Origin of the sequence: Epilithonimonas sp., assembly GCF_036780765.1 — a bacterium.
GTDB lineage: Bacteria > Bacteroidota > Bacteroidia > Flavobacteriales > Weeksellaceae > Epilithonimonas.
Map to the genome: position 1 here is coordinate 299,672 of NZ_DAIQCG010000001.1, position 13,583 is coordinate 313,254.

Annotated in this window: 14 protein-coding genes and 1 pseudogene; 12 read left to right on the top strand and 3 right to left on the bottom strand. The window is 33.4% G+C overall.

Annotation, left to right across the window (positions count from 1 at the left end; all coding sequences use genetic code 11):
• Positions 1-14: 14 nt before the first annotated feature.
• Genes V7P73_RS01450 through V7P73_RS01460 form a run of 3 tightly spaced genes read left to right on the top strand, consistent with a single transcriptional unit; the run spans position 15 to position 3,488 of the window.
• A complete protein-coding gene (locus V7P73_RS01450) occupies positions 15-1,553 on the top strand; it encodes a hypothetical protein (RefSeq protein ID WP_333850833.1) in 1,539 nt (512 codons plus the stop codon).
• Positions 1,550-2,584: an acyltransferase family protein gene (locus V7P73_RS01455; protein WP_333850835.1), complete on the top strand. Its 1,035-nt coding sequence runs from the start codon at positions 1,550-1,552 to the stop codon at positions 2,582-2,584. The genes V7P73_RS01450 and V7P73_RS01455 overlap by 4 nt, the downstream gene beginning before the upstream one ends.
• A 4-nt stretch (positions 2,585-2,588) precedes the next feature.
• Positions 2,589-3,488, top strand: a complete 900-nt coding sequence (locus V7P73_RS01460; RefSeq protein WP_333850837.1) for a glycosyltransferase family 2 protein — start codon at positions 2,589-2,591, stop codon at positions 3,486-3,488.
• Here the strand turns inward: V7P73_RS01460 and V7P73_RS01465 are convergent.
• Complete coding sequence (locus tag V7P73_RS01465) at positions 3,485-4,348, bottom strand: glycosyltransferase family 2 protein (protein ID WP_333850839.1); 864 nt, start codon at positions 4,346-4,348, stop codon at positions 3,485-3,487. The two genes, V7P73_RS01460 and V7P73_RS01465, sit on opposite strands and share 4 nt — an antisense overlap.
• A 64-nt stretch (positions 4,349-4,412) precedes the next feature.
• Here V7P73_RS01465 and V7P73_RS01470 point away from each other — a divergent pair, with 64 nt between their 5' ends.
• The 7 genes and pseudogenes from V7P73_RS01470 (at position 4,413) to V7P73_RS01500 (ending at position 9,151) form a co-directional block, all read left to right on the top strand.
• A complete protein-coding gene (locus V7P73_RS01470) occupies positions 4,413-4,610 on the top strand; it encodes a glycosyltransferase family 2 protein (protein WP_333850841.1) in 198 nt (65 codons plus the stop codon).
• Between the two features lie 35 nt (positions 4,611-4,645).
• Entirely contained in the window at positions 4,646-4,894 is a 249-nt protein-coding gene (locus V7P73_RS01475) for a hypothetical protein (RefSeq protein WP_333850843.1), read from the top strand.
• A gap of 234 nt (positions 4,895-5,128) precedes the next feature.
• A complete protein-coding gene (gene wecB / locus V7P73_RS01480; protein ID WP_333850845.1) occupies positions 5,129-6,184 on the top strand; it encodes a non-hydrolyzing UDP-N-acetylglucosamine 2-epimerase in 1,056 nt (351 codons plus the stop codon).
• Positions 6,181-6,396 (top strand): hypothetical protein, encoded by a 216-nt coding sequence (locus tag V7P73_RS01485; RefSeq protein ID WP_333850847.1) that lies wholly within the window; start codon positions 6,181-6,183, stop codon positions 6,394-6,396. Before wecB ends, V7P73_RS01485 begins: the two co-directional genes overlap by 4 nt.
• Before the next feature lie 12 nt (positions 6,397-6,408).
• Positions 6,409-6,861, top strand: a pseudogene (locus tag V7P73_RS01490) (NAD-dependent epimerase/dehydratase family protein); the annotation flags it as partial.
• Positions 6,862-6,864: 3 nt separating this feature from the next.
• The gene (locus tag V7P73_RS01495) at positions 6,865-7,860 is read left to right on the top strand and encodes an SDR family oxidoreductase (RefSeq protein WP_333850849.1); all 996 of its coding nucleotides are present in this window, start codon (positions 6,865-6,867) and stop codon (positions 7,858-7,860) included.
• Between the two features lie 4 nt (positions 7,861-7,864).
• Positions 7,865-9,151 carry a nucleotide sugar dehydrogenase gene (locus V7P73_RS01500; protein WP_333850851.1) on the top strand — a complete coding sequence of 429 codons (1,287 nt, stop codon included), beginning with the start codon at positions 7,865-7,867 and terminating at the stop codon, positions 9,149-9,151.
• On the opposite strand, the gene V7P73_RS01505 is transcribed toward V7P73_RS01500, so the two are convergent.
• Positions 9,152-10,147 (bottom strand): glycosyltransferase family 2 protein, encoded by a 996-nt coding sequence (locus V7P73_RS01505; protein WP_333850853.1) that lies wholly within the window; start codon positions 10,145-10,147, stop codon positions 9,152-9,154.
• 85 nt (positions 10,148-10,232) lie between these two features.
• On the opposite strand from V7P73_RS01505, the gene V7P73_RS01510 reads away from it, so the two are divergent.
• The gene (locus V7P73_RS01510; protein ID WP_333850855.1) at positions 10,233-10,775 is read left to right on the top strand and encodes an acyltransferase; all 543 of its coding nucleotides are present in this window, start codon (positions 10,233-10,235) and stop codon (positions 10,773-10,775) included.
• Between the two features lie 28 nt (positions 10,776-10,803).
• Positions 10,804-11,709, top strand: coding sequence for a glycosyltransferase (locus tag V7P73_RS01515; protein WP_333850857.1), 906 nt, complete (start codon positions 10,804-10,806; stop codon positions 11,707-11,709).
• A 1-nt stretch (position 11,710) separates the two neighbouring features.
• On the opposite strand, the gene asnB is transcribed toward V7P73_RS01515, so the two are convergent.
• Positions 11,711-13,501 (bottom strand): asparagine synthase (glutamine-hydrolyzing), encoded by a 1,791-nt coding sequence (asnB, locus tag V7P73_RS01520; protein WP_333851534.1) that lies wholly within the window; start codon positions 13,499-13,501, stop codon positions 11,711-11,713.
• Positions 13,502-13,583: the final 82 nt, after the last annotated feature.

Sequence of the window (13,583 nt, forward strand, 5' to 3'; positions counted from 1 at the left end):
CAGACCGATTTTTCATGAAGGTAGAATCAAACACGGACATAGAAAAAATTATATCTTCGAATAAGCAATATTTTGATTCGAGTGTTCGGATTGCGCAAAAACTATTTGAAGAAAAGCTTTATGAAGATTGTATTAGTTACATTCAAAAAACGGCTGCATTTGGATGGTTCAATTTTTCTGGCTATTACAAAAGTGAACAATTGGAAATACTTTTAGCTAAGATTCAAGAAAAGATTCTACCAATTTCTTCTCATCAGAAAAAACATGCTAAAACCAATAGAGTACTTCATATCTGTTCAGAAGTTCATGGCTCCGGCGGACATTCGAAACTACTTTATAACTGGATCAAAAATGACAACTCAAAAAAACATTCTATTGTCAGCACTAGGATTTCTATTGAACAGTTAGAAAACGTAAGTCAAATCTATCTTGATGATATTTCTAATTTAGATCTTATTAGTGTAAAATCTCATTCTAAGATAGAATCTGTAAAACTTCTCAATCAGCTTCTTTTGAATGACTATGATGCCATTATACTTCATATTCATCCAGATGAAACGATTACCAATATTGTTTTTTCGCAGAAAGATATTACAACGCCGGTTTTGTTTGTGAATCATGCAGATCATGTGTTTTGGGTAGGAGTTTCTATTGCAGATACAGTACTTCAAATCCGAGAATCCAATATTGCTATTGATTCTGAAAGAAGAGGTATTGCAGCGGAAAGACAAGTTTTTTTACCAATCCCCATAGAAGCCTCTTCTGAACTTAATGATGAAACTAATTACAATGGTGACACTATAAATATTCTTAGTACAGGAACTTCTTATAAATATAATCCTAATGAGAAATATAACTTCTTAAGAGAGGCTTATAAAATCGTAGAAGAAAACCAAAATGTTATTTTTAATATCGTTGGGTTGCGTCCAGATTCTGCATACGCAAAAGAATATCTTCATGAAAGGATTGTTCTGCACGGTGGTGTCTCTGCATCTCAATTAGCGGATATAGAAAAGAATTCACACATATATGTCGAAGGGTTTCCAATGGCCTCTTTCACAGCATTGCTTCAGGTTGCGTTGCGAAAGATACCTTTAGTCCTTCACTACGATCCATTACTATTATTCAAGCTTTTCAGTGAACATCCTGACAATGCAGTTATTTATCCAAAAGATTTAAATCAATGGCATGACAATCTTAAAGCATTGATTCGGGATAAAAAATACAGAATAGAAAGTGCGGAAAAACAGTATGATTATATTTTAAATAACTTTAGTATAGACGTATGGAAATCAAAAGTTGCAGAGATATATGAGATGTTCGATAACCAACCACATTCTTTTTGGTTTCCAACGAAGGATGTATTTTACAATGGTGACAATGAAAAATTACTAGTCACAATAGATAAACAAAAATTCTCACATTATGATTTTACTGAAAAGCTATCATTGCGAGGAAAGCTTTTTGTGTGGCTTATGGCGAGAGATAAAAACATTAATATCAATTATGGTGGTAAAAAAAAATTAATCCGATATTTTTCCAATAAAATATGAATACAACAGCAACTATTAACAGAAGTAACAACTTCGATTTTCTTCGCCTACTGTTTGCAAGTCTGGTAATAGTATCGCATTCGTTCCCATTAACAGGACAACCTGAGATAGCTGGTGTATTGACTAATTACCAACTAAGTCTTGGATCATTATCTGTAGATTGTTTTTTCATTATGAGTGGCTACCTCATCTTTCAAAGTCTGGAACGCAGTAAAACATTACTAAGTTATCTTTGGAAAAGAATCTTGAGATTGTTTCCAGCTCTTTTTATTTTACTCATAATCACATTACTGATATTACCTTTTCTATATAATGGTGCCGATATCTCCAAAGAATCTTCTTATTGGTCTTATCTACCTAATGGATTATCATTGTACAGAATTCAGTATAATGTTAACGGTGTTTTTGAAAACAATCTTTATCCAAAAGCAATCAATGGAAGTCTTTGGTCTTTAAGTTATGAATTCACATTATACTTGATTTTGATGATTATATTTCCATTCAGGAAAAATAAAAATATTGTCCGAATAATAATGATAATCATTTTCTTGATTTGCTATATACTGTTACAATTTCGGCCTTCATTTTTGAGTAACCTATTCCATTATATCATTCTTGACAGCAGTATTTTCTACAAGTTAGCAGCGTTCTTTTTTGCAGGATCTATACTCAGTTTTTTTAATTTGAAGACTTATAACAACTTGTTTATTAGGATTGGTATTACTTTAGCGATTATCTTATCATTGATTATTGGCTGTTATCAGATTGTGGCTCCTTTTTTATTGTCTGTCCTGACTTTACAATTAGCCACTCTCAATACACCATCTATTAATATGGTTGGCAAAAAGTGGGGAGACATTTCATATGGCGTGTACATCTACGGATTTCTAGTACAGCAGATTCTGATGAATTATCTGGTTTTGAATCCTTTTCAACTGATGCTGATTTCTCTACCTGCGACATATATTTTAGCTTATTTCTCCTGGCATCTTGTGGAAGAGAAAATGCTGAGATACAAAAACATTCTTTAACATTATGACACTACTTGCAATAATAATTCCTTATTATAAACTCAATTATTTTAAAGCCACTCTAGATTCACTTTCATCTCAGACAGATAAACGATTTTCGGTTTATATAGGAAACGATTGCAGTCCTCAAAATCCAGAAGACCTAATCCAATCATATAAAGGTAAATTCCCAATTGTATATAAACGATTTGAAAATAATCTTGGCGGAAAATACCTTACCAAACAATGGGATCGTTGCATAGAGCTTTCGGCAAAAGAAGAATGGCTGATGATCCTAGGGGATGATGATACTATTTCCGAAAATTATGTGGAAGAATTTTATAAAAATTTGAAAATAGCAGAAGAGAAAAATATACAGGTTATAAGATTTGCATCCAAACTGATTGATGAAGATGGAGAAAGCATTTCCGATTTATATATTAATCCGGAGTTGGAACCAGCGGCCACATCATATATTAGAACATTGAAAGGAAATGGCAGAAGCACATTAACCGAACACATATTCAGTAGGAAAACCTACAAAAAATATGGCTTCAAAGAGTTTCCTGTAGCATTTGGCAGTGATAATGTCGCTTGGTTAGAATTTCCGGAAATGAGAGAAATTTTTAGTATTAATAATGCCTTTGCTAATATCAGAATTTCCAGAGATCATCTTTCATCTAAAGCTGATTACACCTTACAAAAGCAGAGAAAGCAGGGGATTTATCAGTTTAACCGGTATATCATCGCAAACTATGCGAAGTATTTTGAGATAGAAGATCAATTTTCTATTTTGAAAAAAGCTTATAAAAATCTTCGTACTTCAGACAGGGACATTTTCAAAGCAGTAGAGTTCTGTTGTTTTATTATAATAAAAATTGGGCTTTCAAGGGCGATGGACATTATAAAAAATAACAGAAATTAATCTCTTTTTAATTTCTTTCTGATCCTATTTAAAAAAAACCACATGTTCCAATAAAAAGATAAGTCAAAAAACTTTTTAGAAAAAGAAATGTGTTTTGCAGACATCGCTATTTTCCAATAGTGAATCACAAAATTTTCCTTATCAATTTTAGAATATTTTCTATTATTTATTTTTTCCTTAAAAAAAAGCATGCTGTATTGGGGGCTTTCCAACATTCTTTTCCAACTGTTAGCAGACAAGCCATCTGGTTGGTAATCGCCAAATGCTAAAACTTTATCCGTGTATAACAGTTCGTACTTGTCAAGGATTCTATCTCCAATCAAAGATTCTCTGCAAAATTTTTCTCCCAAGAATACAGGAAACGGAAACGCTTTTGCGATGTATGTTTTATAACAGATTATCAACTCACCTTTAAACTCCCAATTATAGTCAAAATAAGTTCCAATTTGTTTTACTTTACCATAGTTTTGAATATTTATTGGATGGGACGGAGAAAAATGGATGAAAGTAAAGCCAGCTATATTGCTCTTATCTTGAACTTCATTTATTAACTCTAAACATTCTTCGACAGTTTCATTAGCTAAAAAATCGTCACTATCAACAACAACAAAATATTCGCCATTTGCCTTTTCTAAGCCATAATTAAGAGCTATATGCTTTCCCCCATTCTCTTGCTGATAGTACTCTATAGAAAACTGTGATCTGTCAAAACTTTCGACTACTTCAGCAGTATTATCTGTAGATCCATCATCAATAATAATCCACTCAAAATTTTTATTTGTCTGGCTCAGGAGACTTTTATACAATTTTTGGAGTAGAATTGCACGGTTATATGTTGGCGTACATATAGTTATTTTCATATTACAAATTTATATGTTTTTTGTCAATTAACAGAATAAGTCTTTCAAAAGAAATCCTAAAAAAATGAATAATATACAACCTCTTGTTGCTGTCTTCATGATCTCATACAATCAGCAAGATTTTGTTATTGAAGCGCTAGATAGCGTTCTAAATCAAAACACAAAATTTGATTTCAGGATATTTCTTTCAGATGACGCTTCTACGGATGACACTGAAAAAGTTATAGATTCTTATATGGAAAATCATCCCAAAAGCATTTAGTAACCATTATTAAGCAGAAAAAATATCTTGGTTCGATGCCCAATTTTATTTTCACTTTAGAAAAATGCCAGGAATCGGGTGCAAAATATATTGCAATGTGCGAAGGTGACGATTATTGGACAAACCCAGATAAACTGCAAAAACAGATAGATATATTAGAACAAAATCGAGAACTTGCAGATGGAATCATCATCTATCCTTCAACTAATTTCTGTTTAGATCTTCCGAAAAATTATGCCACCCATCATTTTGTAGGAACTTGGCATGAGCGTGATACCCCCTAATCCTTTTAAAGATTATGTCCACACCTATTTTCATTTGAAATATTGCGGAAATCAAACAAGGGGATAAAGAAATTCATAATGCAGTGAACAACCTCAAGATTATCACAACAGACGAAATTCTGAATCAATTTCCTTTGAAAATGTTACTTAAAAATATTTTAAAACGCATGAAGCCGTAAGATTTATTATTTTTGTAAAAAACAGTTTTGATGATTCATAAAATAACCATTATTTATGGAACCAGACCAGAATTTTCTAAAAGTTTTCCCGGTTATGAATCAATTTCACCTTCAGAATGAAGAGGTTTTTATGGTCAATACAGGACAACACGACAATCTTCTTTCCAAAATGGAAGAAAGTTTTGACATAAAGCCGGATTTTCGACTCGCTGTACAGTCACTCGATTTTACCAATTCGAACTTGATGGCAAAACTTATCAACATCTTATCAGACCTTATTCACAAAGAAAAAATCACTACAATCATAGCGCAGGGCGATACATTTACAGTTCTAGCTTCTTCTATAGTTTCTTTTATGGAGCAAAAAAAATTCTATCATATAGAAGCTGGCTTAAGAACTTCTGATATCAAACTTCCCTTTCCTGAAGAATATAACAGAAGAGTCGTTTCATTAGGAGCTGATGTAAACTTTGCACCAACAAAATTATCTAAAAATAATATGTTGAAAGAAGGTATTGCTGATGAAAAATTTTTTTTAATCGGCAACACCATTGTAGATATGGTACAATATATCCTTGAAAAAGAAAATATTGAAATAGAACATCAAGATAAAGTTTTTATAACTGCCCATAGAAGGGAAAACATAGGTAAGCCCTTAGAACAAATTGCACGGGCATTGAAAGAATTATCTGTTGAAAATCCTTCAATAACTTTTGAATGGTCTCTCCATCCAAATCCAAATACAAGAAAAATAATTTTGGATGTTTTCAGCTCAGAAAAACCAGAAAATTTGGTTTTCATTGAACCTCTAGCTTATGTAGAGAACATTAAGAAAATGGCAGCAGACAAACTAATTATTTCAGATTCAGGAGGAATACAAGAGGAAGCTCCTAGCCTTAGAAAACGTGTCTTAATTTTACGCGAAGAAACAGAAAGACCAGAAGTTCTAGATTGTAATTGTGGAATATTAGTAGGTCACGATTTACAAAAAATAAAATCTGAGTTCTATAAAATTTGGGAAGATGAAAAGGAGTTCATTTTCAAATCCGATAAAAATCCTTTTGGGAACGGAAAAGCTTCTGAATTAATACTAAAAGCACTTTTACAATGATAATTGGCAGAGGTCTTATCGCATCTCTTTTCAGAGACATGGATCAGGAAAACATTATTTTCTTTGCTTCCGGTGTTTCTAATTCTTTGGAAACAAGTCCCGAGGAGTTTCTTCGGGAAGAAAATCTCATTCGAAAAACGTTTACCGAAAATCCAGACAAACTATTCATTTATTTCTCGACTTGCAGCATCTACGACTCCTCCAAAACGTGAAGTGATTATGTTTTTCACAAACTGAAAATGGAACAATTAATCAAAAATTCCTGCAGAAAATATCTGATTCTAAGAGTTAGTAATGCGGTTGGAAATGGTGGCAATCCCAATTTGCTGATGAACTATCTCATCCGATCAGTTAAAAACAATGACATTATTAATGTCCATACAAAAGCAACTAGAAACCTCATAGATGCCGAAGATATAAAAAACATTACTTTTCAATTAATTGAGAAATCTGAGTTGAACAAAATAGTGAATGTGGCTTATGTTCAAAACTACACGATCATTGAAATATTAGAAATCATCGAACGTTTTTACAATACCAACATCTATCTTAATCTTATTAAAAGTGGTTCTGGTTATGACGTTAACATTCCGGATGTTGAAGATTATTTTAGAATTAACAATCTTAATAACAAAGAATCATATCTTTGCCGAATCTTAGAGAAATATTACTCTTAAACTATGAACGATTTTAAAAATAAACTTAACAATAAAAATATTCTGGTCACGGGTGGCGCTGGTTTTATTGGTTCCAATCTTTGTGAAGAACTTATAAACCTGGGCGCAAATGTGACTTGCCTTGATAACTTTTCTACAGGTTTCCGAGAAAATCTGGAAGCAATCAAAAATCATCCCAATTTCAAATTAATAGAAGGTGACATCCGTAATTTGGAAGACTGTAAAACAGCTTGTGAAAATCAGGATTTTGTATTGCACGAAGCGGCATTAGGCTCTGTTCCAAGATCAATCAATGATCCAATTACAAGTAATGATGTGAATGTTGGTGGATTTCTGAACATGCTTGTTGCAGCCAGAGATGCCAACGTAAAAAGATTTGTTTATGCCGCAAGTTCATCTACTTACGGCGATTCTGAAAGTCTTCCAAAGGTGGAAGATGTGATTGGGAAACCATTGTCGCCGTATGCGATTACAAAATATGTCAACGAGTTATATGCTGATGTTTTCAAAAGAACTTATGATTTCGATACGATTGGCTTAAGATATTTTAATGTTTTTGGAAGAAAGCAGAATCCAAATGGTGCTTATGCTGCCGTAATACCAAAATTCGTAATGCAATTGATGAATCACGAATCTCCTGTTATCAACGGTGGTGGAGAATATTCCCGAGACTTCACTTATATCGACAATGTTATTTTGATGAATCTTTTGGCATTAACTTCGGATAACTCAGCGTCAGTAAACCAAGTTTACAATACGGCTTTCGGAGAAAGAACAACGCTGAATGATCTTGTAAGTAATCTGAAAGAATACCTATCCGATTTTGACCCTAAAATTGCAGAAGTAGAAGTTATCTACGGCGATTACCGTAAAGGCGATGTACCACATTCTCTTGCGAGTATTGATAAAGCAAAAAATTTATTAGAATATCAGCCAAAACACTCTATGAAAGAAGGTTTGAAAGAAGCTGTAAAATGGTACTGGAACAATCTAAAATAAAACAATGAATCTTAAAATTACAATAATAGGTCTTGGTTATGTAGGCCTTCCTTTAGCAAGATTATTCTCTACAAAATATCCTGTTGTAGGATTTGATATTAATGAAAAAAGAATCGCAGATCTCAACGCTGGGAAAGATGATACACTGGAAGTCGAAGATGATTTGCTGAAATCTGCTTTGGTTCCAAACAATCCGAATTTTGGAGAAACAGGATTATTCTGTTCCAACAAGTTTGAGGACATTGCAGACTCTAACATTTATGTTGTAACAGTACCCACACCTGTTGACAAAAACAATCGTCCCGATCTTACACCGCTTTACAAAGCGAGTGAAACAGTTGCCAAAGTTCTGAAGAAAGGAGACATTGTGATTTACGAATCCACTGTTTATCCTGGTGTAACAGAAGAAGAATGTATTCCTGTCTTGGAAAAAAATACCGGAATGAAATTCAATGTAGATTTCTTTGCAGGTTATTCTCCGGAGAGAATCAATCCAGGCGATAAACTTCATACCGTTGAAAAAATCCTAAAAGTGACTGCTGGTTCTACGCCGGAAATCGGAAAAATTGTAGATGATCTTTACAAATCGGTGATTGTTGCAGGAACGCATCTGGCACCTACAATTAAAGTTGCTGAAGCGGCCAAAGTGATTGAAAATTCTCAGAGGGATATTAATATCGCATTCGTAAACGAATTGGCAAAGATTTTCAACCTGATGGGAATCGACACTCATGATGTTTTAACTGCTGCGGGTACAAAATGGAATTTCCTTCCGTTCAAACCAGGTTTGGTTGGGGGACACTGTATTGGTGTAGATCCTTATTATTTGGCGCAGAAAGCTCAGGAATTTGGTTATCATCCGGAAATTATATTAGCTGGACGCAGAATGAATGACTCAATGGGGCAATATGTAGCCAGCGAAACCGTAAAACAAATGCTAAGACAGAATCTAAAAGTTAACTGTTCTGATGTTTTGGTTTTAGGTTTCACTTTCAAAGAAAATTGTCCCGATGTTAGAAATACCAAAGTGGTAGATGTTGTGAAAAATCTTGAGGATTACGGCATCAATGTTTCTATTTACGATCCTTGGGCTAATCCTGAAGAAGTAAAGCACGAGTATGGTCTGGAAACCTCTACAAAACCACCTTTCAAAAAATATGATGCTGTAGTTTTAGCAGTTTCTCATAAAGAATTTGAGAATCTAAACATCAAAAATCTTCTTTCCGAAAAAGGAATTATTTATGATGTGAAAGGAATTTTAGCAAAAGAAGATGGCGTGAAAAGACTGTAATTATCGGTCAAATCTCCATCGGAAAAATTTGTATCCGATAAACAAAGGCAGGCGATAAAATAAGTCCTGCTTTTTTAGTTTTTTAGAATAATCGGGCGACAAATAATCTGTAACGCTCAAAGATTTCATTTGGTTATAAGCAATGTAACTTCTTTTCCAAAGTTGTTCGTTCTTTTGCGCTTTCCAGTTCATTTCAAGCGTCATCGCTTTAAAATCAACCAGATATTCCAAAATTAATTTCTTGTTATAAACATCTTTTTCTTCACGATAAGCCTTGTCCATACAAGATGCAATCGTAATCCAATTCCCAAAATGCTTCTCTCCCCTATTATGGATGATAGATGCACCGTGAAAATAGTACAAATAAGTATCTTCTCTCAGGAAAGCAATTTTTTCAAATTTCAGCATACTTTGGAAACTCCACAAAACGTCTTGAGAAAACAAATCTTTTACAAAATACAGCTTATTTTTCATTAGAAAATCCATCCTTACAAGTTTGTCACAAGCCATTACAGGATATTGTCCTTTTACGAAGTTTTTCACTATTTCTTTATTACCTTCAAGAATGTTTTTCTCTGTTTTGATGGGGAAATAATTTCGCTTCCAATTTTCCTCTTCGTTGATGCAGACACTCTGTCCCAAGACCATTTCTGCATTAGTTTCTTCCGCCAGTTTTACTAGATGATCTATCGCATAATCGGTGATTTCATCATCACTATCAAGAAAATAGATATATTTTCCTTTTGCCAGATACATTCCAGCATTTCTCGCCATAGATAAACCTTGGTTAGTCGGCTGATTAAAAACAATAAAATTAAACTCCGGATTTTTCTGAATAAATCTCTCAGCAATTTCCATAGACGAATCTGGTGTTACATCATTCACCAAGATACATTCGATATTTTTGTAGGTTTGATTAACAACCGACTGCAAACACCTTTCGATGAATTGTTCAACTTTATAAACTGGGATTACGATCGTAACAAGAGGACTCATCAGGTGTATTTTATTTTTATTAAATTTAAGCAAAAATAGAAATAAAAATCTGGCATAAGAGTATCTTTGCATTAATAGAAACAAAATGGGTTTATTTTCCAAAATTATTTTAAAAATACTGAAAGAGAATTCTCTTAACGTCATTCGCAAAAACAAAAATTCCAAAATTGCAGATGTATTTAAAATTGGGAATTATTCTCATTTTTCTATTCATCCATCTGCTACTTTGTTGATTGGTAGTGGGGTTAATCTAAGAAACTATTGCAATTTTATATTGGGAGAAAACGCGACAGTTATTCTGGAAGAGAGAGTTTTTATGAATAATTATTGTTCCATCAACGCATTGGAAAAAATAGAAATAGGAGAAAATACGTTGTTTGGAGAAGGCGTAAAACTTTACGACCACAACCACGAATATAATGAACAAATAGTAGAGCATCGTAAATTCACAACTTCTCCTATAAAAATCGGTAAGAACTGTTGGCTAGGAAGTAATGTCACGGTGCTGAAAGGTGTTACCATTGGGGACAACTGCATTATTGGCGCTGGATGTCTTATTCACAAGGATGTTCCTGACAATTCGATTATTATTAATAAACAGGATCAATTAATAAATCTTTTGAAATAATTGCTGCTCTAATTCTATAAAAAACACTATGAACAGACTTGCTTTTGTAATCCCTTATTTTAAAATAGATTTTTTTGAAGAAACTCTTAAGGCTCTATCCACTCAGACTAATAAAAACTTCGGTGTTTATATCGGAAATGATCTTAGTAAGAATGACCCTTCATCTATTTTAAAAAAATACAATCATCTGAATATTACTTACAAAAGCTTTAGAAACAATCTGGGTTCTACAGATCTGGAAGGACAATGGAAAAGGTGCATTGCATTGTCTAAAGATGAAGAATGGATCTGCATCCTAGCAGATGACGATTTTCCAAAAGATAATTTTGTGGAAGAGTTTTATAAATCTTTACCTCTTGTAGATCAAAAGAAGATTAATGTAATAAAAACAGCAATCACATCTATTGATTCAAAATCTAACGTTAGAGGTAAAGACCTTACACATCCAGAATTTGACACAGGCATTAATACGTTTTGGAGAGATAGAAACGATAAGACTTATACAAGTATTAGTGAAAATATATTTAGGAGAAGTTCCTATGAAAAACATGGATTCCGTGGTTTTCCTCTTGCTTGGGGAACGCCGTTGGTTGCATGGATAGATTACTCGGAGGGAGGATATATTTATGGGATGAACAACACACAGATGTGTGTACGGGTATCGGAGATTAACCTCAGCAGAGTAGATTCTTTTAAAGATCAAAAACATATAGGCGAAGCTATGGTTTATGAAATTATTTTTAATGACTACATAAATCAATTCACAAAGTCTCAGCTTCTTTTTTTGATTAAAAAATACCACGCCATACTGCATTACTATAAAAGAGAAAACAAGCTCACTTCATCCATCTTTAGTCTGTATGGAAAGTATTCGGGCATCAAAGGACAATTATTTTACGTCCTTCGGGAAATTAAATGGAAATTCATCCGATAGCTTAAATGTGCTCATCCATCCAAATTCCTAAAACCAATAGCGACCAATGTTTGTAATTGTAGTTCAACTGCTTCTGAACTTCACCAAAATTTAATTTGGTAAATATTTTTGAAGATGGATTTTTGAGAATTTCTGTTGTCAATTTTTCCATATCAGAGATTTTCAACCAATCTACAATTGGCGCTCCAAAACCTTGCTTTTTTTTATTTAGAATATTTGAAGTCAATAAATTACCAAATGCTTTTCTGAGAATTATTTTTGTCTGGCTGGAATTAACTTTGTGTTTAGCTGGTAGCGAAGAACAAAATTCTACTAAATCTTTATCTAAAAAAGGCGTTCGCAGTTCGATGGAATGCATCATCGCTATACGGTCATCTTTTACAAGATAATCTCCGGAGATAACATTGGTAAGATCCATTTTCATACAAGTATTCAAGTTATTTTTATCTAATTGAAATGGATACTGATGCTCATAATCTGAATCGATCTTGAGCAATAATGAGGTTTCTTCCTTAGAAAAATTATTATGAACTTTCCCTTTTTGATAAGCCACAATATCTGGGAATTTGGCTCTGAAAATTTTATCCAGAAAGTATTGCCTGGATTTTTCTAAACCTAACTTTTCGCTGATTGTGGAACCTATTTTATAAATTGGTAAAAAAGCAGAATTTGCGCTGCCCTTTTCTAGAATTTCTTTTTCTTTTTGATACCATCCGTAACCACCGAATAATTCATCCCCGGCGTTACCTGTAATTACAACAGTCATGTTTTTCGCTGCTTCCTTGCAGATGGTATATGTAGCCAAAATTGCGGTATCAGCAATTGGTTCATCCATATTTTTCAGAACTTCAACCAATGTTGTAGGGATTTCAGAATTTTGAAGTCCAACTTCTTTATGAGCCGTTTTATACTTCTCAGCAATACTTCTTGCATCTGACATTTCGTTCAAGTCACCTTCATATTGAAAACCTAAAGTGGTAAGATTTTGATTATGTTGAGAAGAAATGGCTACCAAAGTACCAGAATCTAAACCGCCACTCAGAAAAGCGCCAACTTTTACATCAGCTACTAATTGTTTTTCAACAGATTGTTCAACTAAATTTTTAAACTTAGCAACCGCCTCTTCCTCGGATATTTCCAATTCATTATTAGGAAAATTCCAGTATTGAGAAATTTCAATATTTCCGTTATGATAAATGAGCTGATGAGAAGGAGGTAAAACTTTGATATGTTTATAAATACTTTGCTGGCTGTCAACATACATATGTCTCAAAAAATGATAAACAGCCTCGTCATTGACTTCTGCATCAACCAAACCAGTCGCTAGAATTGCTTTGATTTCCGAAGCAAAAATAAACTCCCCATTCTTTCCGATTGCATAATAAAATGGTTTTTCTCCAAAACGGTCCCTTGCACAAAACAACTGTTGCTTTTCTTCATTCCAGATAGCAAACGCAAACATCCCATTAAGATATTTCGGAACCTCAGCATCATACTTTTGGAAAAGTGACAATATAACTTCTGTATCGGTATTGCTTTGAAAAGGATAGTCTAATAAATCTTTTTTCAGGTCGCGGTAGCCATAAATCTCCCCGTTGAAGGCAATACATTCATTCTTTGTATTAGAGTACATTGGCTGGTGACCATCTTTAGAAAGATCAACAATAGCTAATCTTCTGAAACCTAAAAAACAGTTTTGAAAATATTCGTGACCTTCATCATCCGGACCACGATGGATGATAGAATCGGTCATATTTTTCAGAGTATTTTTATAAAAATTTTCTTCAAGAATATTTTCTTAACAATCCCTGCAATTCCGCACATATAGCAATATTAAGATACAAATCTAAGATTATTTTGTTAATTTTGAACAT

Excerpts from the sequence above, each read along its gene's own strand:
- V7P73_RS01450 (WP_333850833.1), top strand. The coding sequence starts at position 15 with ATGAAGGTAGAATCAAACACGGACATAGAAAAAATTATATCTTCGAAT.
- V7P73_RS01500 (WP_333850851.1), top strand. The coding sequence starts at position 7,865 with ATGAATCTTAAAATTACAATAATAGGTCTTGGTTATGTAGGCCTTCCT.
- V7P73_RS01465 (WP_333850839.1), bottom strand. The coding sequence starts at position 4,348 with ATGAAAATAACTATATGTACGCCAACATATAACCGTGCAATTCTACTC.
- V7P73_RS01470 (WP_333850841.1), top strand. The coding sequence starts at position 4,413 with ATGAATAATATACAACCTCTTGTTGCTGTCTTCATGATCTCATACAAT.
- V7P73_RS01515 (WP_333850857.1), top strand. The coding sequence starts at position 10,804 with ATGAACAGACTTGCTTTTGTAATCCCTTATTTTAAAATAGATTTTTTT.
- V7P73_RS01455 (WP_333850835.1), top strand. The coding sequence starts at position 1,550 with ATGAATACAACAGCAACTATTAACAGAAGTAACAACTTCGATTTTCTT.
- V7P73_RS01495 (WP_333850849.1), top strand. The coding sequence starts at position 6,865 with ATGAACGATTTTAAAAATAAACTTAACAATAAAAATATTCTGGTCACG.
- V7P73_RS01485 (WP_333850847.1), top strand. The coding sequence starts at position 6,181 with ATGATAATTGGCAGAGGTCTTATCGCATCTCTTTTCAGAGACATGGAT.
- V7P73_RS01475 (WP_333850843.1), top strand. The coding sequence starts at position 4,646 with ATGCCCAATTTTATTTTCACTTTAGAAAAATGCCAGGAATCGGGTGCA.
- V7P73_RS01460 (WP_333850837.1), top strand. The coding sequence starts at position 2,589 with ATGACACTACTTGCAATAATAATTCCTTATTATAAACTCAATTATTTT.
- wecB (WP_333850845.1), top strand. The coding sequence starts at position 5,129 with ATGGAACCAGACCAGAATTTTCTAAAAGTTTTCCCGGTTATGAATCAA.
- V7P73_RS01510 (WP_333850855.1), top strand. The coding sequence starts at position 10,233 with ATGGGTTTATTTTCCAAAATTATTTTAAAAATACTGAAAGAGAATTCT.
- V7P73_RS01505 (WP_333850853.1), bottom strand. The coding sequence starts at position 10,147 with ATGAGTCCTCTTGTTACGATCGTAATCCCAGTTTATAAAGTTGAACAA.